Below are 22,514 nucleotides of genomic sequence, written 5' to 3'. Positions count from 1 at the left end.
TAAAAAATGTAAATATATGAGTAAACAAGGAAACCTGCTGGGTGATCCAGATAAGGATAAGAAGAAAGCTAAGCATGATAAGATATTTCGTAAGGCACTAGAGAATCCTCTAGTTGCTAATGAGTTCTTTAATGCACATTTGCCCCAAAATATTAAAAGTTTAATAGATTTTCCTAGTTTAGCAATGGAAAATACCACTTTTGTAGAAAGCTCTTTAAAAGATTCTATCTCTGATGTTTTATTTTCATGCAAATTTGATAAACAAGACGGATATTTATTTTTGCTTGTAGAACATCAATCACAAGCAGATCATTTCATGGCTTTTAGGCTATTTAAATATATGATTAATATTTGTGAGCGATATTTAATACAAAATCCTAAATCTAAGACTTTACCGTTGGTATACCCAATGATATTTTACAATAGTCAGAAAAAATATAATGTTTCAAGGAATTTATGGGATTTGTTCGCTAATAACAAATTAGCAAAAGAATTATGGATTAATGATTACAAGTTAGTGAATGTCCATGAAATACCAGATGAAGAGTTTAAACAAAGGATATGGTCAGGGATATTAGAATTTTTTCTCAAGCATATACATGAGAGGGAATTATTAAAGAGATGGCAAGAAATATCAGATATATTACCGGAATTAACAAAAATAACGATAGGTTATGATTATCTAGAAATGATATTATATTATACATTGACGAAGATAGAGCAAGCTGATAAAATAAGATTAAAGAATTTATTATCAACAAAGTTGAATCCGGAAATAGGAACAAGGCTTATGAGAAGTTTAGCAGAGCATTGGCAACAAGAAGGAAAAGAACTAGGTATTCTTGAAGGTTTACAAGTTGGTAAAGCTCAAGGTATCCAAATTGGTGAAGCTAAAGGTATCCAAATTGGTGAAGCTAAAGGTATCCAAATTGGAAAAGCTGAAGGAAAAGCTGAAGAAAGAGTTGAGATAGCAAAAAAAATGCTATCCCAAGGTTGTAATGTTTCTTTAATTTCTAGTGTAACCGGTCTTGATGAAGCTTTTATTAGTTCTTTAGAGTAAACATATTTCTTGTAAAATTTACTCTGCTGTTTGAAAAATCATTTATAAAAAATTCTGAAATAACAAAAAAGTTTTTTATACACAGCTTACCTTTGAAATTTATAATACTAAATTGGCGATTTAAAGGGGCATTATAATGGGGTTTTTCTTGTTCAGGTAATTTCCTTTATCAAATATTAAAATCTTTTAAAAATGCCATTAAAATGGCTTCTATGTTTTTGGATTTAAATCAACTCTGTAAATTCATTTTGAGTTTGGTAATCGGGAAATTACCCACAAGTTTTACATAGCAGGTAAGATCTGGTAGATTCATGATTTCAGATGGCATGACTAATAATTTTCTTTTCTCTAAGCTATGCATATTTATTCCATCACGCATAGAGTTAGCACCATAAGAGAGATTCTCTTGAGTCTCGATTATTTCTTGCTCACCAAGCATTAAAGCTGATTTATGTGCTGTCTGCTGATCACTTACTCGAAAGATAAATTTACTGCCAAATAGATCAAGCATTGAAGCTGCTCCAGCAGAACCATATATCTCCTCTAATTGATAAATGTTTTGCATACCTGCAACAACGCAGCCACCATATTTCCTGCTTTCAGCTAAAGCTATAGGGAGTGAAGATATCTTTTGCAGTGCTGGTAGCTCATCAATCACAAACCACATATTACTATGAGTATTATTGATGTTCCTATTCATTAATGCTTTTATCGCTATGCTAATCCATGCAGCAATAAGTGGTCGTAGCATTACTCTTTGATTAGGAGTACTAGTTATAAATAACCAACCCTTGTCCGCAGTAAACCACTTTCTAATACTAAAACTACCATCAGGCTTTAAATGTTGCAGAGCTTCAATATTTTTACTAACAGTTGCTTGAATACCTGAAGATGTCTCAGGGGCACTACTGCTAATTATACCGGCTACTGCACTGTTTTTAAAGATCCTAACAAATTCCTTATTATTTGCATAAAGAATAGTATTTATTAGCTTTTTGATATCTTTACTATCCTGATATAATCTTAATCCTTCAGCCAGTACCAACTCAGCACTTTTAGCAAAAAAATCATCTAATTTTGGATTATAATTACTAAAGTTACTTGCCATATCATTATAATCCCAAATTTCATGACAATCATTCCATGGTAGCCATGCTGAACTATTCTCTTGCAAAGGATTAAGTATCTTATCACATTTTGGATCAAAAAATCTATCAGTAAAGCTACCTGTTAAATCAACAATAATTGCTCTACCACCCTCTTTTCTAATCTGAGGTAATAGCTCATTTAACATGTTAGTTTTACCGCTACCCGTAGTACCGGTAATAAGAATATGTCTCCTTTCACTATTTTTAACTAATGGCAATCCAGAAAAGCAAATATTAGCAGCTTGGTTGTTTTTATAAAGCATTTTTGCTAAAATACCTGCTTCGACAAAATCTGCTCCCCTAATCTTATCTTGGATAACAGCTTTTTTACCTCGATACATAAAAAAGATGATAGCAGTAAATATTCCCACAGTAAAAGTAATAATACCTTCTTGCCAAGCTGAATGCAATAAAAATTGCTCAAATTGATTGATATTATGCGAATGCGGTGTAACATGCCAAAATTTATGAACAAATTCTTCAGCATTACGGTAAACCCAAGCTTTTTGCTCTAAATAATAGAATTGAATACCTATTTGATCTATAGAATAAAAATATTCTCCTATAGCAAGTTTTAATTGTACGTATCGCTCTATGATAAAATAATATAGACTTATCAAAGATAATTTCTGAAATACTTGCCATATTAGCCAAGATACAATAAATACCAATCCAACTGTTAAAGCATTAATACTGCCTTGCCCAAGCATTCTCATTTGATGAGCAAAAATTTGTGAACCACGAGTAAAATTATTTTGATTTTGTGGTTGCATAGAATTACAAATTATTTTTTATTATCTTTAATTTTTCTTCAAACTCATTAGCCATAAGATCATTACCTAATTGCCTTAAAGCTTTAATTATTGCTTCATATTCTTCTATCAGATTAGATTTGTATTTAAAAGCTAAGTTAAAATTTTCTTTAGCTTCTTTATATTTACCTAAATTAACTAAAACAATACCTTTTTCTAAGTAACTTTCAGCATAATCAGATTTATACTTAATAGCTAAATCATAGCTCTTAATTGCATCTTGATATTTACCTAATTTTCTAAAAGATGTACCTTTGTTACAATATGCCGCTGCAAAATTTGGTTTGTATTTAATAGCTAAGTCATAATTTTTAATAGCTTCTTGCTGTTTACCTAATATACTGAATATACACCCTTTTAAATTATATGCATCTTCATTGTCACATTGATATTTGATAACTGAGTCAAAATTTTTAATGGCTTCCTGATACTTTCCTAGCTGCATTAAAGATGTCGCTTTATTATAATATGCATTTGCATAATCCGGTTTATATTTTAGAGATATATCATAGTTTTTGATAGCTTCCTGGTGCTGTCCTAAGTTTATCAGAGATATCCCTTTATTATAATAAGCTTCTGGGTATCTTGGAGCATATTTAAGAGCAAGGTCAAAATTTTCAATTGCTTCTTGGTATTTTCCTAAGCTATTCAATGTATCTCCTTTATTGTTATATGCTTCTGCAAAACTTGGTTTGTACTTTATAGCTATATTATATAATCTAATTGCTTCTTGGTATTTACCTAATTTTTTATATGATACTCCTTTGTTATTATATGCTTCTGCAAAATCAATATCATATTTTATAGCTAAATCATAATTTGTAATGGCTTCTTGATGATTTGCTAACTCATTGAGAGCCCTACCTTTATTATTATAGCACTTAGCACAATCAGTCTTATATTTAATCGCTAAGTCGTAGTTTTTAATAGCTTTCTTATATTTCCCTAATTTATAAAGAGATCTTCCAATATTAAAATACTCTTCTGCTAAAATATTTGGATCTTGAATGTGGCGTTGTTGATTTATTTGTTGTGGTTTTTCATTAACAGAGCTAACTGAGCCTTCTGCTAAAACAATTTTAGAAAACATTAGTGGTAAAACAGATATGAGTGCTAATTTCTTAATATTTTGCATAAACTTATCCTTAATTATTTTTATTTTTGTAATCTAGTAATTTTCTATTTCTTTTCTTTATCGCCTTATCGCTAATGCCAATATTATCTGCTATTTGCTCACCAGTTCTGACAATCGTTGATTCAGGAGTTTTATTAAATTCATCTTCAATTTGTTCCCTCTTATCTTTTACTTTATCAGATAACTGCTCAAGAATCTTTACTTTTTCTATTTCATTATTATCTACATTATTAATTAGCATTTGTTCTATATTTTTATCGTAAATATCATTTCTTCTGTCATCAATACTACTAATAGCAGCTTGATCATTTAATCGTTGTTTATTTTCATCAAAACTTGATCGCAAGCTTTCTTTAGATGGAATATTGATGCTACTTTCAGAACTTAAATTCTGCGGTATAGTATTATTAATTTTAGCTATATCTAAAGCTATTTGTTCAGCTTCTTGTTGGTGAGTACTCGCCCACATAGCAGCCTGCTCTTTACTACTTACGCCAGGAATATTTTTGGCAATGATGCTATTTAATACCGGTTCATTTAAATTACGATCAATAGAAGCAGAATTTTGTGCTATATAATTCATATTATAGCTTAGCTGCTGCATATTTTGTTTAGTTTGTGCTATTTCTTGCCCTACAGATTGTTGTTCAGAAAAATTACTATTTAGATTATTACTAAGCGATTGCACGTTACTATTTGCATTACTTAATCTGCCATCTTTAGTAGCACTCTTAATCTTAGATAATGCTTCATTATATGATTGTTGCTGATTGACTGATTTTCCCTGATCTTGATCTAGTGTATTACTTGATCCAACAGTAGTCATGCCGCTGCCAAACATAGTGTTCACGCCAATACTTCCTGTAGCACTAGTACTAGTGCCTTTTCTATTACTACTACCAGTATGATCAGTAGCAGATGTGCTGTCTGAATTCATCTGCTGCAAGGCTAGATACTGGCTATCAGTAATACCTATAGATTTTGCTTCCTCATAGCTTAATCTTTTGCCTATTTCAGTTGCTATGGAATTTCCTGTAGTAGTTAAATCACTATATCTATCATTTAATGAATCAAGATAACTTTGTGAGCTCATAAACTGAGATTGATAACTATCTTGCAATAATTTAGAGGAGCGGTAATTGTTAACAAGTGAGTCTACTGCTTGAGTCAGCACTTGTCTGCCGTTATCGGTGCTAGTCACTCTCATTCCACCATCATCAATAATTCCTCCTGCCAATTGCAGCGTTGGGGTAAGATTTTGCTGGGCAATTGTTCTATTACCGATGCTATAATTATCTATAGAGAGGTTATTATCAGCAATATTAGTGCCAATACTACTTGCAACAGGTACTGGAGAAAATTGATTGGCTAATGTTGTTGTTGCATGAGCACACGCCTTTAATACTGCCCAGGATAACATCGGAACTGAAGCTGCTAACATCTGAAATGTTGCAAACTCATGCAACAGAATTTCTGAAAAACTCCCTTGCGATAAGATATTTAAACCGGTAAAGTGACTCGTGCCAGATTTACCAGCTAGGCTAATCATCCCTAAACAATGAATCACCGTAAAAAATACCGGCCAGCTAGTTACCCAAATAATCAAGGTTATCCAGGTCTTAAAGATAGTATAACCGCCCGGCAGCATCGACATTGGAAATACTACGAAAATCAGACAAATCACCAAGGCAAAAAATACTGATTGTAAGATAGGCATTATATTTGCTGCCATCTCTCCTGCAACCAGATAAGAAAATGATTGCTGAAATAATCCGCGGGTAGCATTCATACTAACTAACTGAGGATATATTCTAGAAAGTGAGAATTTTTCTCGCAAGTCATCATAAGCTTCACGATTAGCATTAAGTAACATTGCTTGCCTCATCCACTGATGAATATCTGTCTGTTCTTTTTTCAGATATTTTAGAGTGTCAGAGGTCATAGTTTTTAATCTACTCGCTAATATCTCTTGCCTATCAGAGGTAATCCCTATGCCATTTGCAAATTGAGTTAACAAGCCATCATTTAATTCTTTATTAATAGCTGCCTTAATTAAAGGAGTTACTTGTTTGCAGGTTTTAAAAGAAATAGCAGAGCTGCTTGGATCCTTATAATAAATACCAAAATTATTGGGCATATTTTGTTCGATAAACACAATGATATCACTAGCTCTTTGTGCTTCTGCTTTTTTACCTAAAATATTACCAATTATATAAGGTTTCATAAAGCATTGTCTTAAAAATTCTTTTGAGTTGGTCAAAGTTACTGGATCCTCTATTTGAATATCCTTGATTTTACCGATAGCTTTTGCTCCAAACATAATCCCATTCTTTCTGCTAGATAAACCTTCATCAGGTGGCAGTAAATGCTTTTCTAGCGTTTCTGATAAGGAATAACTTATTTTTGATGATATAGAAGCAAAAAAAGCAACACCTACTGGAATATTATCAATTTTCACAGGAGCCTGCATTGATATTTCATCCTTAAGCCACACATTTGCTTTTGGAGCAAATAAAAATACAAAAATAAAAAAAGATGGAAAAAACCACTCCATAGCAAAAATACCAATATTGCCTCTAAAAATAGCTCTTGTTGCTGCCCAAATTCCACCAATTGTCAATGCAAATTTACCTACCGGTGTAAAATACTCACTATTTGAGCTAAATACTCTTCCTATGCCATTAAAAACTTGCCATAATATATCTCCTCCACCAAATGTATGTATTACGTAATCTGCCATATTCTTTTTATATTTTTATCTGCTTTGCTTATTTTTGTGCTTGCTTATCTGCTTGCTAATTTAATTTATTATTAATTTTTAAGCCTTCTCTTTGGCGATTAAATGTTGCTCTATTAATCTTGCTCTTCTATCAATCTGATCGCTACTAGTTAACATATGACTCCATTTATCTCTGGCAAAAAATTGCACTCGATCTAAAGCTTTTAAGTAGGCGTTTAAATGATGATCTGCTACTTGCTTTGATTTGAGCATGGTAACTGCTTTTCTGACCTCTGAGATTACCTCCTTTAAATGCTGCAGCACACTATAACTGGCAACTAATTCTGAAGAACTATCTAAAATAGTTACTCCAGATATTGCCTCTAAAGTAATATAATCATATATTGGAAATGCTTCCCCTATTGAAGATAAGAAAGTAATATCGGCATTACTAAACTCATTGTTGCTTGCCAGTTTACTCTTTAATTCATCTAGTTTTGTTTTAGCCTTGCCTTGATATGATTGATCTGGAGCAATAGTAATATTACGTCTTATTGCTGGATTTAAACAATGAATATTATCACAAGTATAAATTGAGGCAGATTCGCCGCCTTTTAAATGAGCAATCCAGCTCTTTTCATCTTGAGCAAGTGACTCAAGGAAATAAACATTATTATCTCTAACTATAATAGTGCCTGTCATTGACATAATGGCACTTCTCATATTTTCAGGGATGCCTGCTTTTTCTGCTGCTTTAGTAAAGATATTATAATTTGTCAGCATTAATTCTGGATCTTTATTTTGGATGCTGGCTAAAGCTTGCTTTTGCTCTAAATCACTACGACATTTTTTGCCGGCAGCAAAATAATCCAAACCAGAGCTGGATTGTAAATCTTTACAAACTGATTCTCTCATTGCTGAATCTTTAGGCAAAATGGAAGCAAAAAGAGCCTTAGTCATTTCACAATCTCCCTTAGCAAATTGATTCATTTCCATAGCAAGATTTCTTAAATCTTTTAAGGCATTTTCTATTTGTGGAGCAAAGGTCTTAAGACCCAATGAAAATGCATAAGCTTTTGCTTGCGAGCCAATATTTTTCATCAGCTGTACCAGCTCTTCACCTGAAATAATCGAAAAACTACCAAGATAAGCATCTATACCACTACAGCTCATGTTTAATGAGGGAGGAATTATAGAAATGGGATTAAAAGATGTCTTATTAGTTCGCAAGGATAATCCTCCTGCCGCATAATAGCCGGCAGCTTGAGATTGATACGTTCCAGGCTTAGTGACATTAACGCTCATTCCTTCAAATACATCCTGTAAATCCCATGCGTAAGAAATAGGTGGTTGCAGAAGTAAAACTATTATTACAATATGAATAACCTGCTTCATGAGAAACTTAGTGTTTCTGAACTGATAGTCATTGCTCATAATCATTAACCTTTAATCCATCATGATGCTGCACTACTGTGGTGCTGTACTACTGCTAAAATATTTTCAGCGATTTTATCTTCACTAATAATACCTCGTGCAACTGGATATATTTGTGTGCCGCTGCTATCGACTAAATATAATACCGGTACAATATTTTCTGGATTTAGTGTTTGTAACAAACCGGTATCTTTAATGGTTGGCATCCCTTGAAATCTAGTTTCACTATTACTTACAAAAATTAATTGAAAGCCATATTTATCTGCAAATTCTCTTACAATAGGGGTAAATGCCTGACAGTAATTGCATCCTTGATTTATTTGCAGAATTAATCCCCAATTCTTAGCTAAAAATCTTAGTTTTTTGCTGTTTTCTTCTTCTTGCCTTACTTCATATAATTTTTTATGTAAGGAATTTACTGGTTCATCCATGTTTACTAGCTTGTAATCTAATATCGTTGCTAGTTGCCACATGGTAGCAAATTTATGTGATTTTTCTAAAATTTGTTTATGTAACCTTTGAGCAATAATAACATTTTCAAGAGTAGGATTATCAAGAGCTTGACGCTGAGCTCTAGTAAATTCCTTCTTTAAAGCTTCTATCCTTTGATCATAAGGCTCAAGTTCTGGCTCTTGCTTTTTTTTATCTTGAGAAAATTTTAATATTTCTTGCTTGTAAACATGATCCTCGTTATACCATAAAAACCCTTGAGGTCGTTGCCAAAACTGATTATTTACATTAAACCTGATCATCTCATTTTTATTACTACTATCTAACTCTATAGTACCAGCAAATGCATGATTTGACCAATCATTGATTAATAACCATAAATTAATTACTAGTAATGTAATGGCTAGTGATGATTTAGTTATTGTGTTTACTAGCCACTTCATTATTTTAATAAGATAAATTTGAATCAGTACAATTATTATTAGACCTTTGTTGTTGCATTATAGGCATCTGATTTTTTAGTTGCTGTGGAAAACTCTTACTCATTTTACTTTTAGCATGATCAAGTAAATCACTAAATAGCTCCTCTAAATCAAACTTAGAAAAATCTATTCTTTGTAGTTCTTCTACTGTAAACCCTCTGCAATTAGCATATTGTGCCGTGCCAAAACTAATAGCTAATTGTTTTTTGCCTTGTTCTTGAAATACTCTTGCAAGCTTTGAATTAAAACAACAATAAGTAGATTTCTTGGTAATACATGTCTTAAATACCTTATCTTTCTTAGCACAATATGTACCTACATAATAGCACTGACCTTTTGCCCTTTTTAAGGCTAAAGCTTTTTCTTCTGCACTGCACCTACTTAATCCTAAATCCTTGCCCCAGCCTTTAAATCCGGAACAACAATTAAGAAAATTACCGATATTTGTTTTACGACAACTATCACTTGTACCTTTAAAAACCATAATCGGATTTGTCTGCATATCTTTTTTCATTTCATTTAACATGGCAAGGTGCCCAATACTTGCAATATCATTATTTGGCACAATAGTTGCAGTATGACAATTCCCTCCTAAACAAAACATTTTTGATCCTGCTATAGAGGAGCTAAACTCTTTTTTCTGGGCTATACATATGTAATCTTTGTGCCATTGCAAACAAATACTAGCAGCTTGCTTAACGCAATTGCTCCTTGCAAGTTCACAAGCTTGCTTCTTTAAATGATCACACCCATATTTTGGCTCACTACTACATTGATATTTAATTTGCTCACTCCAGCATGGACGATTAACATTATATTGATTAAAAAATAATTTATTACCAGCTTCAAGACATATGCGATTTATTTCATGGCATTCATGTTCTTCAAGCAAAGCTTCTAAAGATTTATTTACTATTTGGAAATATTCACCTTTTTCTCTAAATTCCTTGATTTTATCACGATATTTATAAGTAAAAACATATCTATCCCATTTTACTATATCTCTATCCCAGCCTTCAGTTAACGCTCCTTCTCCTTGAGAAGAAATGCCAATATATATATCAATATGATCAAGAGAAACATTTAACTTACCGGCAATTGCTGCTCTTACATCAAGCATTATTGCTTGATTATTATGCATATGCATGCTGTATATTGTTTTACGCTTACCGAAATGTCTTTTCTTTTTCCAAAAGACAGGATAAAGCCAGTGACGATAACTGTTACTTATCTCAGAACCTGAAAATGCTATTGCTTTATCTTGCCACTCTCCCCATTTATCTATTAATTCAGCATCTAGTATAAGATTCCTGATAATATCTATTTCAAATTCTGCCCCTTCACAGCAACTCTTACTTGTTTTGGTTTTCAATACTTTTTCACTAGCATTAAGTGCAGTCCCTTCTGTATACCTTAAAGGATCTGCCTCAATCTTAGCTGAATTACTAATTAAAGGGTTTTTAGCATTCAGGTCATATTCTTGAGAAGCATCTATTTTTTTAAGCTCACCTTGTTGTAGTAATTGACCTGCTGAACTATTATTTAACATTTGACTACCTTGCTTTGTTAAATTTTGATCACTCATATTACTTAAATTTGAAATATCTGCGTCTTTATCAAATATTACTTTATTGCCCATTTGATCAGGATTACCAAGCTTAATACTATTTTGATACCCTATTGCTTGATTATAACTATCTTGAATGTTAGCAATTGCATTAAAACTGAACAATACAATAATCATTGATAAAAATGCGAACCTCATAAATTTTCTTTGTTCATAATTTCTAATGCATCATGTAATGATATGTGACCAGTGAGTCTTTTTACTCCCTTGCCTTCACTATTCACTATTATTGCTGGTACAGAAGTAATTTGATATTCCTCAAATAGATTGGGATCAATATCAAAACTAATATTAATTTCATCAGCTTTTGCTTTAGTATCTAAAAAAGAACTATTTTTTAAACCTCGTATTACCAGTCTTGCTCCTGCTTGTTCTGCTTCAATATAATAACTCTTTAATGCTGAATCAGGCATTGACAATGAGACAAAAATGTAGATTTGATTATATGTTTTAGGCTGTATTATCTCCTGTAATAATTCTTCTTGCTCTGCCAAAACATTTGTGCTACCTAAAATTAGTAAACTAGTTAAAATTATTATTTTTAGGTTAAATTGCATACTTCTCAATTTTATAAAAATTTTACAAATCAAAATAAACAGCAACTGCGTTTACGCCAGATCAAATAACCAAAATCCTCACCTTTAACTGGGAATTCGCGTGCACCCTGCCAGCTTATTTCAGTCTCACCAATCTTTTTACAAGAATGCACCTCTGGTATAGGGTAAGTCATCTGCAGTCTATATTGGCTCTTCTTGATTATTGGCATTGGATATTTACCACATAATCCGCTACTCCCCATATATCCCCATAATAACAACTCTCTATGTAACTTAGCCATAAATTTAGCCACTATTAATGCAGAAGTTCCAACTCCGCCATTATGAGAGCTAGTTGTACCGGTAAAGGGATAAAGAGAACCTTGACAGCCACAGCACCAAAACACCCTATCGTTAGAAAGATTACCAGAACTAGAGCTAATGCAATCAGCTATACATGCACTTTGAGCTGCAATACTGCCAAATAATAAACTTTCAGGATTTAATATGGCAGCTTTGCTATCGTCTCCCCATAATGGATCAAATTCAGTTAAATATGTGATATCTACTTGTGACATCTCTAAACAGGCAAAATCAAGTAAGATCTCAAGCCAGTAAATAACCGGATATATATACCAATGTACATGATAAAAGCTACTTCCCTCTATATCATCCTTAACACCTTTTTGCATGCTAGTACCAAGATTAATGCCTCCAAGGCTTACCATGCACATCGGGGATTTAGTTACATCCACCAGTCTTACCGGCTCCCAGAATCCAATTGGAATACCGGGAACTGGCATCGGAATCGAAGGCTTAGGGCAAAAACAAACAATTTGCCTTGGGTTATTAGTATCAGCCATAGAACTTGAGACAATTTTTACTCCTCCGATAGTAATTGGAAATAAACATTTCCAGCAAACATCAGTGATTGGATTTACAAACCTACCTACGCAGCCAATTGATCCATAACTATAATTACCAAGCAAAATAATTATAATAAACATTATTAACTTCATTATTACTTGTATATTTCAGAAGTAACTAAAGCTGTATTTGCTTGATACACTACCTTTGGTTGCTCTGCTATCATATTATTTTTCTCACCTGCTATTAGATACACTACTTCCCCGCTAGGCTTTACTATTGCTTGCACCTTACCTTGTAATACCTGATCTATTATCTTTTCTAAATTTTTCTTTGCTTCTGGTAATTGCCACTTCTTCATAGATTACCTCCGGATTTTATCAGTTTTTATTCACGCCTTAATTTTTACTCAAATACTATAACATTTCAATTAATCTTGATTTCGCTAATTTTAAGTAATGTACTTTCTTGCTGCACAATAGCTGGCACTGCTTTTATTTTAAAACGAGTAGTTAGAACGCCACCTTGATCAAAAAACACCGGCTTATTTAATTTTTTTTGCCAACTTAATAGGATTGCCACTCGTGAGTACTAATTTTCCTATTCGTAATTTAACCCACTTAATCTGCTGCTCATCATCACCATCAATAAATATTAATGGTTCTCCCCAACTTATTTTTTCTAAAGGATTTACACTTGTATTAGCTTTTACTATTATGCCTCCAGTTTGATCTTTTATATCTGTCTTTTGTATAAAGCTCGGATCATAGTGCCAATTTCGGTTTTTATTTGCTTTTGCTATAGCTAAGACCGGAGTTGGTCTAGAGATTTTTTGCTTTACTCTATTTTTAAATTCTTCCTGCATTTTTTCTAAATTTCCATTTTGCTTTGCAAGCTTGAGCTTAGCCATAATTATTTCTAGTAAAGATTCTTCAATAATAGGAAATATATGACCTCTAACTCCGTAATCGTAAATCTGTGATTTGTCTATTACCACAGTACTTGCAAAACTTAATAAAGAATTTAAAACTAAAACAACAAAAAGTAAGTAAACCATAATATTACGTGCAGGCAGTTTAAAGCAAAAAATTGACAAATGAATCATACTAAAAACAATTTATAAAAATAAAAAATGGATCTAAAAACCTGTAGTAATAACATTAATAATAAATTCTTGTCTTTGCTGTAATTTCTGTCTACCCTATGCTAATCCAAGTTATAATTTCCTATGGAGCTGTTAGTAAATTACCAAAATCAATAATTGCTGCAAAAAAACCGCTATCTATTACATCTTCATGTACTCCATTGACATGGATCAATACAGGTCTACAAGAAAATCCTTTAGGATAATATAGCCTATCTAATTTTTTTTGTACTTCATCAATAATACTATAGGTAATAGGGTGCTTTGAAAATTTAATTTCACAAATATAAAGTCCTCCAAATTTAGTTTGGATAAGATAATCAATTTGACAACCGGGATATCTAGTCGTTTTTTTCTGAAAAAACGGATTATCAGAAATAACTTCCTCCGGAGTAATATATAAACATTCTTTTATATATTTGCGATTCTTTAGTACCAAATTTTCAAATTGTAAGCTTATAATTGTCTCTAAGCCAGGAAGAGAAGCTAAAGATTTAAAAGTAAATTCATTATTTTCAATTCTTAAACGGTTCTTATCAATATATTTTAAATAAAAACGTAAATAATTATCACTTAAACGAAAATGACTTAACTTTGAAACTTCTCCTGATGTAATATGCCAAGTATAATCTCTACTAATAAATCCTGATTTCATTAAGTTATCTAAATACTCACTAATAAATCCTGTTTGTCCAATATTTAACATGTTACAAATAGTTTTAATGTCTTGTGCACCATTAGCTAGAACCTGAATAATCTTTTTATAGGTAGGACTACGTGTAGAGAAAAGATCAGAGAATATGTCATTAAATTCATTTACTAACGCTCCTCCTTTGATAAAACATAAATCCCTAATATTTTCTTCAGCAGATAATTCTGGTTTTATTTCTTCTAGATAACGAGGTATCCCCCCAGTTACAGCAAGTACTTTAAACTTTTCATAAGCTGATATATAATGCCCTGCCTTGAGCCAAAATTTACTACAATCTTGCACTGGTAATTCATCCAAGGTTAAACGATAAGATATTCTGCCAACAAATCCAGTATTAGATAAAATATTGTTTTCAATCCAGCTTGATACAGAACCGCAGAGAATAAATAGTAATTTTGGATTTTTCTTAAAATATAAATCCCAAGCATTCTTAAATTTACCAAGAAAATCAGGATCTTTAGATCCTATCCAAGAAATCTCATCGAATAAAATAATACAACGACTTGTTGTAACTTTATCAGCAAGTAAGATAAATAATTTATTCCAATCATCAGCATAAAGCTCAGGCAGCTTTGTTTGTATAGCTAACTGGCGAGAAAATTCATTACGTTCAGACTGTGCTGTAGTTTCGTGTACTGGTGGTAGTCCGGAAAATTGATAAAACGTATAATTTTTAGCAAATTCTTCTACTAACCTACTTTTACCAATTCTTCGCCTTCCTTGAATTACTACTAAACTTGCAACATTTTTTTTTAATAACTTAGATAAAGTTTGTAACTCCTGTTGTCTTCCTATAAACGGTATCTTCATATCCTTTTCTATTCTTATTATAAAAAATATTACTACTAATAACATACAAATATATATTATCAGTAGTAAGATATTATAAAATATATAGTACTGTAAATCAAATAATGTTATTTTACAGTAGTAATAATATTTTACTAACCTAAATATTTCACGGCAAGAATAAAGATATCCTAATCACATCCTTATACTAAAAGGATTTATATAAAATATTCAGGTTAAGTTTTACGGATAACATTAAGCCAAACCTCTTTCTTGCAGAATATTATTAATCGCCTCTGTAACGCTCATTCCCGCAATCATTCTATCTTCTAAAGCCCTATAATCCCTAGCATTAGTAGAGGTCAGCATTAGAGTAAATGGATCTAGCATTAATCTTGCCACAACTCCATGAACACTTGGTCCATAAATTGCTGCTTCACTATAATGCGGTGGACTTGAATGAATAGACTGCAGTAAATTTAGCTTCCAGTCCTCATCGACAAAACCTGCAAGTTTGGGGTTGGCTCTCATTGCTTTAAAGCTCTCAGGATTTTGCTTAAGAATAACTTTATGTGATGAGTTCTCAAAAGCTTTTTCAGCAGCCGATCCTGCTTCCCTGAAGTAATCAGTTAATTGCTGAGTAGCAAGAGTAATTGAGCCGTTGTATTTTCTAGCTATTCTACCTGCTTCTTCAATAAATTCTCCAGATCTCTTGCCAGATAGTAATTTCCATGCTTCATCAATCATGATTAGAAAGGGACGCTTCCTATCACCTTTAACCATTGCTTGGTTAATATGCACAATCATGATTTGTACAATTACTGCAAGTAATGCCGGGCTACTACGAAGATGATCAGTTTCAATTACTACTATATCTGAATTTAGTGATAATTTTGCCTTACCACTAAAAAACTTGCCATATTGCCCATCTCTGGTGAATGGAAATAACATATTACCAAGTTCCTGTGCGTAAGATTCTTCTCTTTTAAGCAACCAATCTGCTATGTCAGTTATCTCAGCTCGTGCTCCTTTTGCTTGCCAGACAGCTATTAAGGCCTTTTGTAGCATTGGTTGCTGCAAATCATTAGTTCCATACTGAGGAGCTGCCATGGTTGCTAGAATTGATGGAAAACTTGCAAGAAAATCTGCCTGTGCTTCAATTGAGCCTTCGCTGCCGTCTGCTGGAATTTCTGAAAATGGATTAATAGAAATAGGATTTTTTACATCAAATTCAATATAATTACCGCCCAGTAGCAAACAGGTTCTTTTAAATGATCTACCATAATCAAGAACAAATACTTTGCCGCCTATACCCAAAATTGATAGCATTAACTCCTGCATAAACACTGATTTACCAGATCCTGGTACTCCTGCTATACAAAGATTAAAATTTTCATTTGGAGCTGCAGCTGTGCTATATAAATTTGAACCAATTAATGCTGAACCAAAGGGCGACCAATACATTATCTGTCCTCTTCTACCAGTAAGCAGCATGCCAGGAGAGCTTAAATCCCCTTTCCATTCACCAATGATAGGCAGCAACACCTTACTTTCTGAGGCAATAGTCTTGATGCCTCTACCAAGATTTGATAATGCTACGCCAACTCCCTGAGTCTTTTTATTAAATATATTATTGAATCTATTAAATTTACCCATTAAAGAATTAGGTGCTGCTTCAACTAACTGCATCGGTAAACTAGCAAGCACTACTGCTAAATGATCATATTTACAAGGGACAAAATACCAGCCACTTCGACGAAGCTGTGAGCAAAACTGTGATGCTGATCCTTTGGCTTTGTTCTTCTTATCCCACATAATGACATTTAAGTGGATATTTACTACTCGATCGCCGCTTTGTAAATACGCTACTGCTCCTGCTAAATCTTGTGCTTCACTGGCTAAGTTAGGAAAAAACTTACCCATCCCGGCATTAATATTTCTCTCTAAAGCTTCTCTTTTGGTAATTGCTGCTGTTTTTGCAACTAATTGATTTGGTATAATCTGCAAACCAAAATGAATCAGAAAATTTGATCTAATATATTCATCTCGTCTTAGCTCATTACCTAAAAACAAATCCATTGCCGATAATCGCCACTCGAGCGGTCTTTTTCCTGCCTCTAAGCTTATAAATATTTGATTGTCATTAAGAGCAACATAATCTTCCTTTTCATATAAAGAAAAATTACCGGGTAAAATCTGCTCAGATAATATTTCATAAGGATTAAGTTCAGGATGTTCTTCTTCCCTCCAGCCAAATATTAAACGGACAAATTTTAATAGCAATGTTGCCTCAACATTATAAGTAGTAAGCCCAATTGATTTAAATGTATCTTGCAATACTTCTCTTCTTCGTATCATCTCATTAATATCAATCGTCAGCGTCGGAATAGTGACTGAAATTAATAAAACTACATCTTTGATATTTCCCTCTTCCTTTGCTTTTGCTTGCAAAAATTTTGTTCTTCTACTGCTAAGCTCAGCAAAGATGCTGCCTTTTCTATGTAATTGCCAGTTATCTAGATATTCTCTTATATGATCAGAGCCAATCATCAATATTTGAAAACTACTTCCTGCCGGTAAATTCTCATCACTTTTTAAAAATTCAGCTATCTCTCCTTGAGCTTGCAAGCTTGTCCCAACTAATGGCCAGCCAAGCAGGACAAATCCTACTGAAGCTCTATTAAAAAACAAGCTACTCTCCTCATCATATGATTCATAAACAAAATGTTTAGCTAGTCTTTCCCGAGTAAAATCTTTATCAATTCCTGATGTCATTAATTATACCCTCCAAAGCATCTAGTAGAGCATCTCGATTTAAAATTAGGCTTATCATTATTATTATTTGGATTAAACATATCAAGATCTGCCATTTTATTTACTTCATATAAAGATTTACATTTTAACCCTTGGGGCAGCGGGCAATCAAAATCGCTTCTATATGGCATCAACTTACAATTAGCAACGCTAAAGCTTAACATTAATAACAACAGCAGATTAATTATTTTATTATTCATTAAAAATTACCCGGATATTGTTGTTCTGACCGCAAATCAATATCTGTCATTTCATCATCATTCTTAATAAAACGTTCTGGCAATTTAGTTTTTGCCTTAGTAAAACTTGTCACTTTATTACCGGCATAATTTTGATAATTACTATAATTTGTGCTATTTTGCGAATAATCAGTAATAGTTGGTGGCAGTAATCTATCTACTTTAGAAGCCTCTTTATTCTCTCTTAAATCAAAACCTTTTCTAAATACTACATCTATTACTCTACCTGAAGCTACAACAATTACCGGACTCATGCTTTCTGCTCGTTTAATGGCAAAATCAGCAAGCTTTTCTAAAGCATTACCGGTGCCGGCATAAACACCGGCTTTTAGAGAATCCTGAGCTTTTAAGGCATTTTGCTGACCGGTAATCGGTGACACCGGAAATACGCTATTTGTTGCCTGGTTCTGGAAAAATTGTGCTATCCCGCCAAGTACGCCGTTAAGCACCGCCATCCTTGCTACATCTGATGATCTATCAACTACTATCCCTTTAATGCCAGGTCTACCATCTTCACCTATTAACCATCCTTCTACCGGTTTTTCAATTATCTTGCCATGATTATTTAGTAAAGATACTGTCTCTAACCGGCATTTAGCCCGCTCTGATGAAATATCCCCAGTGCATGAACCAATTAAAATTGCTTCTTTGATTTGCTCCGTTTTATATCCTTTAGAAAAAATAGCTGTATCAACAAGCCTTACCATTATAGGCTCAGGTGAAGCTGCATTATTAGTGCCGGTTCCAACCACCACGCCAGTAAGCAGCAACCCCCGTGCAAAGCTGCCAGTAGTAATATAATCTTTAACGTCTTTTTGGGACTCCAAGTCAGCTCTTTTTACATAACCAAGTAATCTTTTTACTGGAGCAGTAGGAGCAGCAGCAATGCTTTGCTCAAAGTTATTATCTAATAAATCTTCTATTTTTTGATTATTATTAAAATCATTGCCATCATATAATATAGTTTCTTCACGAGGCTTCTCTAAGGATTCTAACTTTTGACTAAAATCATCAATTTTAGTTTTAGTTTCTAAATATTTATTCTCTATTAACTTCTCTAAATGATTCTGCATGTTTTTAACTTCATTTAATATTTCTGCAGTCCATTTTGCCCTTGGATCTATGGCCTTTTCTATTCCAGATATTTCCCTTGCTTGTCTCTCTTCTTGTAAACCTCGGGAAGCTTTTACCTCACTTTCTGACAATCCATAAAATACCAAAACCATTATTACTCCTATGCAAGCTAGAGTTACTAATGGTCTGTTTTTAATTATCTCTATGAGTCCTGATAATCTTTTACTAAATGCAGATGGTAATTTATGATCCTCTACTGTACTTTGTAATTCTTTCTGCTTATTGAAATCTTGATCCATTGCTTTTAATCAATATCCTAATTATCAACTGATTTTCATCCCACTAGAGACCCACTCTAAATAAAATCCTAAAATAATACCAATAGCTACAATTGCTCCAGCAAGCCTTAAATTACCCCTGACCACTGCCCAGATTGATGACAAAATCGTTGCCCCTGATATCCCGATAGTTTTCAGTTTACCGGTAGAGAGCCCACCAATGCGATCTAACTGTCCTTCTAATGTTTCTCCTAAAGCTACTTCAGGTAGTATTACATTTACACAAAAAATTAATAATACCGGCAATAAAGGATATATTATTCTTAAATACTGTTTATTATTTTCTTTTTCTATTACATCTTTGTTTTTTACATTCATGATGCTTCTCTTCTTTGTTATTAGTTAACTTTATTACTTCTTGTTCTAAATCAAACTTAATAAGTCTAATTGGTGTTGGCTTGCTTTTAGTAAAATTCAGCATTAAATCTTGGATCGTGCCATTTTCTCCAATTAGGGTTAAGTAAAGTTTACTGCTATCTTGCTGCGGCAAAATAAATAAACAACCTGAATCATGTACTACTATTTCTGCAGCTTCCCTAGGGTGAATAAAAATATCATTAATCTTTTCTCCTTCGATATTAATCCTAGTTGGAGCGTCTTTAGCTATTTGCAGCTCTAACAAAGAATCAGCATGTAACATATAACCTATAGCGTAAGTATTACTACTAAAGCTTGCAAGCATTATGCCAACAAAAACTACTAATATCTGCAATTCTGACTTCAAACTCTTCATTGCTTATTTACCTCTTCTTCTTTAATACCAGTAAGTAACAACAAATGATTTGCTCCTCGCTTGTAGGTTAACAAATAAGTTTTATCAGTTGCAACATGCTTATTCTCGGAAAACCAATAACGAAATGTTCCATTAATTAATACTCCATCCGCAATGACTTTTACTTTTTTAGGAAAAAATACCGATGAAATATTAGAGCCTTTAACAAAATCTAAATGTTCCTTAAAAAATTTATCCAATTGCTCTGTATTACTAGATACCACCTTCATATCCGCTATTTGCCTCTCTACTTCCTCAGGTGAAGTAGTAAATAATTCTTTCATTACAAAAACTGCCCATTCTTTAAGATATGTCTCATGATAGCTTTTGGATGATACTATCATCCGGCGATCTGGCTCCATTGCCGGAATTAATAACCATTTTTCTTCCGTGCTAACTGTTTTAATCATCCCAAGAAGACTCGTAACTGCAAGCAGCAATGTGATAAGCAATAATCTCTTATTATACTTAACTAGCTGCTGAATGGAGCTTTGCTTAAATAAATGATCCATTACTTACCTACCTTTTTCCCAAGCAAATTAGGATAAGAAGTAGGAGCATATAGCCATTTCTTAGCGACTAAATAACTCTTAAGTACAAAATATTCCGATAATTTCTTAAACTTTTTAAATGTATAGCAAAGTACAATACCAGCTATAATGCATATCATCCCAAGCTTAGCATGTCCGCTATTTAGTAACACTATCCCAGGTACTATACCAAGTAAGATAACGAACCACTCATCTAAGCTTAAACCCATATATTTTAAGGAAGTAGTTAGTGACCAATATAATCTTTGATTAGCACAATTATTATCCATATTAATTAAGTGATATTTCCGTTAATATATAAGTTTTGCTAGTCATGACATTAACATCCTAATTTTTACATTGCCAGTGGAGTTTTAAGCCATCACAAAAAAAGTTGTAATTCATCTAAAACTGTGGATATCTGGAGATAGAATCTATAGCTCTATCCATGAATTTGTTGATAACTAGCAGTAATTTTGCTAATATTAATGAAATAAATTATGGGTGAGTTGTGTATGTTTAGAAGTGATGTAGAGTTAAAATTAGAATGTTTAAAACTTGCTATTCAGTCCTGCTGTAGTTATGATGCTGTGGATGTAGCAAAACAATATTATCATTTCCTTATAGAAAATAGTGAAAATATGCCGGTGCAATTCTTTTTGAATAATAAAGCTAATTTAAATTGACATTTTTTAAGATAAGTTAGTATCGAAAATAGAGCTTTAGCTTTTTATTTTAAGGCATAAACTAAATTAATAATGTCCTTTACAACTTTCTATTTCTATAGTTTGATTTTTTTCATTAACAAAATATATCAACCTATGTTCTTGATCTATCCTTCTAGACCAAAAACCACTTAATTCATATTTTAAAGGTTCAGGTTTCCCTATTCCGGTGTAAGGGGTGAGACTAATATTATCTATTAAAAGCCTAATACGTTTACTCATTTTGGGGTTGGTACGTTTCCAAAATTGCAACTGCTCTAGGGCTTCATCAGACCAAGTGACTTTCAACTTTTATTACCTTCTTTTTTCTTCTTTACCTTCAAAAGGTATTCTGTAATATCTTCAGCAGGTATACCACTATCATAGTTCATCCACCACCCATCTTCAGCGTTTTCTATTTGAGCAATATCTTCCTTAGTAATTGATAAAATATAATCTTTAATATCATTTATTATATTAGCTTTAAAAAATTCCTTTATCTTTTCTTTAGTAATAATATTATCTGCTTTCTCTATAGCTTCATACCAAATAGAATGTCTATGCGTTAGATTACGTAAATAAGCAGCTGAATGTTCACCATAAAAAGAATATACTTTATGAAGTAATTTTTTTTGTTGCTCGGTATAAATAGCAAAATCTATTTCGCCAGGCAAAGGAATTACATTATCTCTAAAGCTACCAAATATTGAGCGTAAAGCCGGTACTACTGGTCCATGTTTCCAAGCCTTGATCTCTTCTTCAAATAACACCTTATCAAATAAAGCAAGATGAATGCCTTGAGCAAAATATATTAATTTCTGCAGCTTTAACTGGGTTATACTATCCCCTGCTTCTCTATCAACTAATACTAAAAAATAATTAGCTACATCAAAACAGCTAAGTACTTTATCTTTTTCTTTAATATTCATAAATTTATAATTCTTTAATTATGCTTTTTAATAGCTCATTACATTTTTAATAAGCTATAATTTTGTATTAAATTATTTCTATGATAATAGTCCAGATAGAGGAACTTCCAAGCTTGTTGTAATATTTTACCACTTTCCTCTCTAGCATCTCTGTTTTTATAGAACTCACTTAATACAGGAGTTATTATAGCATAAACAT

Annotated in this window: 21 protein-coding genes and 1 pseudogene; 2 read left to right on the top strand and 20 right to left on the bottom strand. The window is 32.7% G+C overall.

Features of this window, described 5'->3' with window-relative positions; genetic code table 11:
* Positions 1–16: 16 nt before the first annotated feature.
* Positions 17–1,060 carry an Rpn family recombination-promoting nuclease/putative transposase gene (locus RMA_RS03925; protein ID WP_012152857.1) on the top strand — a complete coding sequence of 348 codons (1,044 nt, stop codon included), beginning with the start codon at positions 17–19 and terminating at the stop codon, positions 1,058–1,060.
* A gap of 229 nt (positions 1,061–1,289) precedes the next feature.
* Here RMA_RS03925 and RMA_RS03920 read toward each other — a convergent pair whose 3' ends face one another.
* The 18 genes and pseudogenes from RMA_RS03920 to RMA_RS03835 form a co-directional block, all read right to left on the bottom strand.
* Positions 1,290–2,981 (bottom strand): type IV secretion system DNA-binding domain-containing protein, encoded by a 1,692-nt coding sequence (locus RMA_RS03920; RefSeq protein WP_041404718.1) that lies wholly within the window; start codon positions 2,979–2,981, stop codon positions 1,290–1,292.
* Between the two features lie 4 nt (positions 2,982–2,985).
* Complete coding sequence (locus tag RMA_RS03915) at positions 2,986–4,155, bottom strand: tetratricopeptide repeat protein (RefSeq protein ID WP_041404717.1); 1,170 nt, start codon at positions 4,153–4,155, stop codon at positions 2,986–2,988.
* A gap of 10 nt (positions 4,156–4,165) precedes the next feature.
* Positions 4,166–6,895 carry a conjugal transfer protein TraG N-terminal domain-containing protein gene (locus tag RMA_RS03910; protein ID WP_012152854.1) on the bottom strand — a complete coding sequence of 910 codons (2,730 nt, stop codon included), beginning with the start codon at positions 6,893–6,895 and terminating at the stop codon, positions 4,166–4,168.
* Between the two features lie 78 nt (positions 6,896–6,973).
* Positions 6,974–8,314 carry a conjugal transfer protein TraH gene (locus RMA_RS03905; protein WP_012152853.1) on the bottom strand — a complete coding sequence of 447 codons (1,341 nt, stop codon included), beginning with the start codon at positions 8,312–8,314 and terminating at the stop codon, positions 6,974–6,976.
* A gap of 14 nt (positions 8,315–8,328) precedes the next feature.
* Positions 8,329–9,204: a conjugal transfer protein TraF gene (locus tag RMA_RS03900; RefSeq protein WP_041404716.1), complete on the bottom strand. Its 876-nt coding sequence runs from the start codon at positions 9,202–9,204 to the stop codon at positions 8,329–8,331.
* 1 nt (position 9,205) lies between these two features.
* Positions 9,206–10,984: a conjugal transfer protein TraN gene (locus RMA_RS03895; RefSeq protein WP_238375381.1), complete on the bottom strand. Its 1,779-nt coding sequence runs from the start codon at positions 10,982–10,984 to the stop codon at positions 9,206–9,208.
* 17 nt (positions 10,985–11,001) lie between these two features.
* On the bottom strand, positions 11,002–11,424 hold the full coding sequence (trbC, locus tag RMA_RS03890; RefSeq protein ID WP_041404999.1) for a type-F conjugative transfer system pilin assembly protein TrbC: 423 nt from the start codon (positions 11,422–11,424) through the stop codon (positions 11,002–11,004).
* A 29-nt stretch (positions 11,425–11,453) separates the two neighbouring features.
* The gene (gene traU / locus RMA_RS03885) at positions 11,454–12,422 is read right to left on the bottom strand and encodes a conjugal transfer pilus assembly protein TraU (RefSeq protein ID WP_041404714.1); all 969 of its coding nucleotides are present in this window, start codon (positions 12,420–12,422) and stop codon (positions 11,454–11,456) included.
* 2 nt (positions 12,423–12,424) lie between these two features.
* The gene (locus RMA_RS03880) at positions 12,425–12,631 is read right to left on the bottom strand and encodes a type II toxin-antitoxin system prevent-host-death family antitoxin (RefSeq protein ID WP_041404713.1); all 207 of its coding nucleotides are present in this window, start codon (positions 12,629–12,631) and stop codon (positions 12,425–12,427) included.
* Between the two features lie 65 nt (positions 12,632–12,696).
* Positions 12,697–13,375 (bottom strand): annotated as a pseudogene (gene traW, locus RMA_RS03875) (type-F conjugative transfer system protein TraW).
* Positions 13,376–13,496: 121 nt separating this feature from the next.
* Entirely contained in the window at positions 13,497–14,981 is a 1,485-nt protein-coding gene (locus tag RMA_RS03870; RefSeq protein ID WP_238375380.1) for an AAA family ATPase, read from the bottom strand.
* A 189-nt stretch (positions 14,982–15,170) separates the two neighbouring features.
* Positions 15,171–17,690 carry a TraC family protein gene (locus RMA_RS03865; RefSeq protein WP_012152847.1) on the bottom strand — a complete coding sequence of 840 codons (2,520 nt, stop codon included), beginning with the start codon at positions 17,688–17,690 and terminating at the stop codon, positions 15,171–15,173.
* Positions 17,690–17,929: a hypothetical protein gene (locus tag RMA_RS03860; RefSeq protein ID WP_012152846.1), complete on the bottom strand. Its 240-nt coding sequence runs from the start codon at positions 17,927–17,929 to the stop codon at positions 17,690–17,692. The genes RMA_RS03865 and RMA_RS03860 overlap by 1 nt, the downstream gene beginning before the upstream one ends.
* Positions 17,929–19,341: a TraB/VirB10 family protein gene (locus RMA_RS03855; RefSeq protein WP_012152845.1), complete on the bottom strand. Its 1,413-nt coding sequence runs from the start codon at positions 19,339–19,341 to the stop codon at positions 17,929–17,931. Before RMA_RS03855 ends, RMA_RS03860 begins: the two co-directional genes overlap by 1 nt.
* Before the next feature lie 24 nt (positions 19,342–19,365).
* Positions 19,366–19,698, bottom strand: a complete 333-nt coding sequence (locus RMA_RS03850) for a hypothetical protein (protein WP_041404712.1) — start codon at positions 19,696–19,698, stop codon at positions 19,366–19,368.
* Complete coding sequence (locus RMA_RS03845) at positions 19,658–20,113, bottom strand: hypothetical protein (RefSeq protein WP_012152843.1); 456 nt, start codon at positions 20,111–20,113, stop codon at positions 19,658–19,660. The genes RMA_RS03850 and RMA_RS03845 overlap by 41 nt, the downstream gene beginning before the upstream one ends.
* Positions 20,110–20,664: a TraE/TraK family type IV conjugative transfer system protein gene (locus RMA_RS03840; RefSeq protein ID WP_012152842.1), complete on the bottom strand. Its 555-nt coding sequence runs from the start codon at positions 20,662–20,664 to the stop codon at positions 20,110–20,112. Before RMA_RS03840 ends, RMA_RS03845 begins: the two co-directional genes overlap by 4 nt.
* Positions 20,664–20,972 carry a hypothetical protein gene (locus RMA_RS03835; RefSeq protein WP_041404711.1) on the bottom strand — a complete coding sequence of 103 codons (309 nt, stop codon included), beginning with the start codon at positions 20,970–20,972 and terminating at the stop codon, positions 20,664–20,666. The genes RMA_RS03840 and RMA_RS03835 overlap by 1 nt, the downstream gene beginning before the upstream one ends.
* A gap of 210 nt (positions 20,973–21,182) precedes the next feature.
* Between RMA_RS03835 and RMA_RS03830 the strand changes: the two genes are divergently transcribed.
* Positions 21,183–21,368 (top strand): hypothetical protein, encoded by a 186-nt coding sequence (locus RMA_RS03830; RefSeq protein ID WP_041404710.1) that lies wholly within the window; start codon positions 21,183–21,185, stop codon positions 21,366–21,368.
* Between the two features lie 66 nt (positions 21,369–21,434).
* On the opposite strand, the gene RMA_RS03825 is transcribed toward RMA_RS03830, so the two are convergent.
* Positions 21,435–21,695: a Txe/YoeB family addiction module toxin gene (locus RMA_RS03825; RefSeq protein WP_012152840.1), complete on the bottom strand. Its 261-nt coding sequence runs from the start codon at positions 21,693–21,695 to the stop codon at positions 21,435–21,437.
* Positions 21,692–22,315, bottom strand: coding sequence for a Panacea domain-containing protein (locus RMA_RS03820; RefSeq protein ID WP_012152839.1), 624 nt, complete (start codon positions 22,313–22,315; stop codon positions 21,692–21,694). The genes RMA_RS03825 and RMA_RS03820 overlap by 4 nt, the downstream gene beginning before the upstream one ends.
* Positions 22,316–22,514: the final 199 nt, after the last annotated feature.

The sequence above is a fragment of the Rickettsia massiliae MTU5 genome (assembly GCF_000016625.1).
Classification (GTDB): Bacteria; Pseudomonadota; Alphaproteobacteria; order Rickettsiales; family Rickettsiaceae; genus Rickettsia; species Rickettsia rickettsii.
Note: the sequence above shows the minus strand (reverse complement) of the source record. Positions and strands in the feature narration are given on the sequence as shown.

Coding starts and splice junctions, on each gene's coding strand:
- RMA_RS03845 (WP_012152843.1), bottom strand. CDS start 20,113: ATGAAGAGTTTGAAGTCAGAATTGCAGATATTAGTAGTTTTTGTTGGC.
- RMA_RS03835 (WP_041404711.1), bottom strand. CDS start 20,972: ATGGATAATAATTGTGCTAATCAAAGATTATATTGGTCACTAACTACT.
- RMA_RS03830 (WP_041404710.1), top strand. CDS start 21,183: ATGGGTGAGTTGTGTATGTTTAGAAGTGATGTAGAGTTAAAATTAGAA.
- RMA_RS03870 (WP_238375380.1), bottom strand. CDS start 14,981: ATGTTATTAGTAGTAATATTTTTTATAATAAGAATAGAAAAGGATATG.
- RMA_RS03895 (WP_238375381.1), bottom strand. CDS start 10,984: ATGATTATTGTATTGTTCAGTTTTAATGCAATTGCTAACATTCAAGAT.
- RMA_RS03915 (WP_041404717.1), bottom strand. CDS start 4,155: ATGCAAAATATTAAGAAATTAGCACTCATATCTGTTTTACCACTAATG.
- RMA_RS03880 (WP_041404713.1), bottom strand. CDS start 12,631: ATGAAGAAGTGGCAATTACCAGAAGCAAAGAAAAATTTAGAAAAGATA.
- RMA_RS03920 (WP_041404718.1), bottom strand. CDS start 2,981: ATGCAACCACAAAATCAAAATAATTTTACTCGTGGTTCACAAATTTTT.
- RMA_RS03855 (WP_012152845.1), bottom strand. CDS start 19,341: ATGGATCAAGATTTCAATAAGCAGAAAGAATTACAAAGTACAGTAGAG.
- RMA_RS03910 (WP_012152854.1), bottom strand. CDS start 6,895: ATGGCAGATTACGTAATACATACATTTGGTGGAGGAGATATATTATGG.
- RMA_RS03925 (WP_012152857.1), top strand. CDS start 17: ATGAGTAAACAAGGAAACCTGCTGGGTGATCCAGATAAGGATAAGAAG.
- trbC (WP_041404999.1), bottom strand. CDS start 11,424: ATGCAATTTAACCTAAAAATAATAATTTTAACTAGTTTACTAATTTTA.
- RMA_RS03905 (WP_012152853.1), bottom strand. CDS start 8,314: ATGATTATGAGCAATGACTATCAGTTCAGAAACACTAAGTTTCTCATG.
- RMA_RS03820 (WP_012152839.1), bottom strand. CDS start 22,315: ATGAATATTAAAGAAAAAGATAAAGTACTTAGCTGTTTTGATGTAGCT.
- RMA_RS03865 (WP_012152847.1), bottom strand. CDS start 17,690: ATGACATCAGGAATTGATAAAGATTTTACTCGGGAAAGACTAGCTAAA.
- traU (WP_041404714.1), bottom strand. CDS start 12,422: ATGAAGTTAATAATGTTTATTATAATTATTTTGCTTGGTAATTATAGT.
- RMA_RS03850 (WP_041404712.1), bottom strand. CDS start 19,698: ATGAATGTAAAAAACAAAGATGTAATAGAAAAAGAAAATAATAAACAG.
- RMA_RS03860 (WP_012152846.1), bottom strand. CDS start 17,929: ATGAATAATAAAATAATTAATCTGCTGTTGTTATTAATGTTAAGCTTT.
- RMA_RS03840 (WP_012152842.1), bottom strand. CDS start 20,664: ATGGATCATTTATTTAAGCAAAGCTCCATTCAGCAGCTAGTTAAGTAT.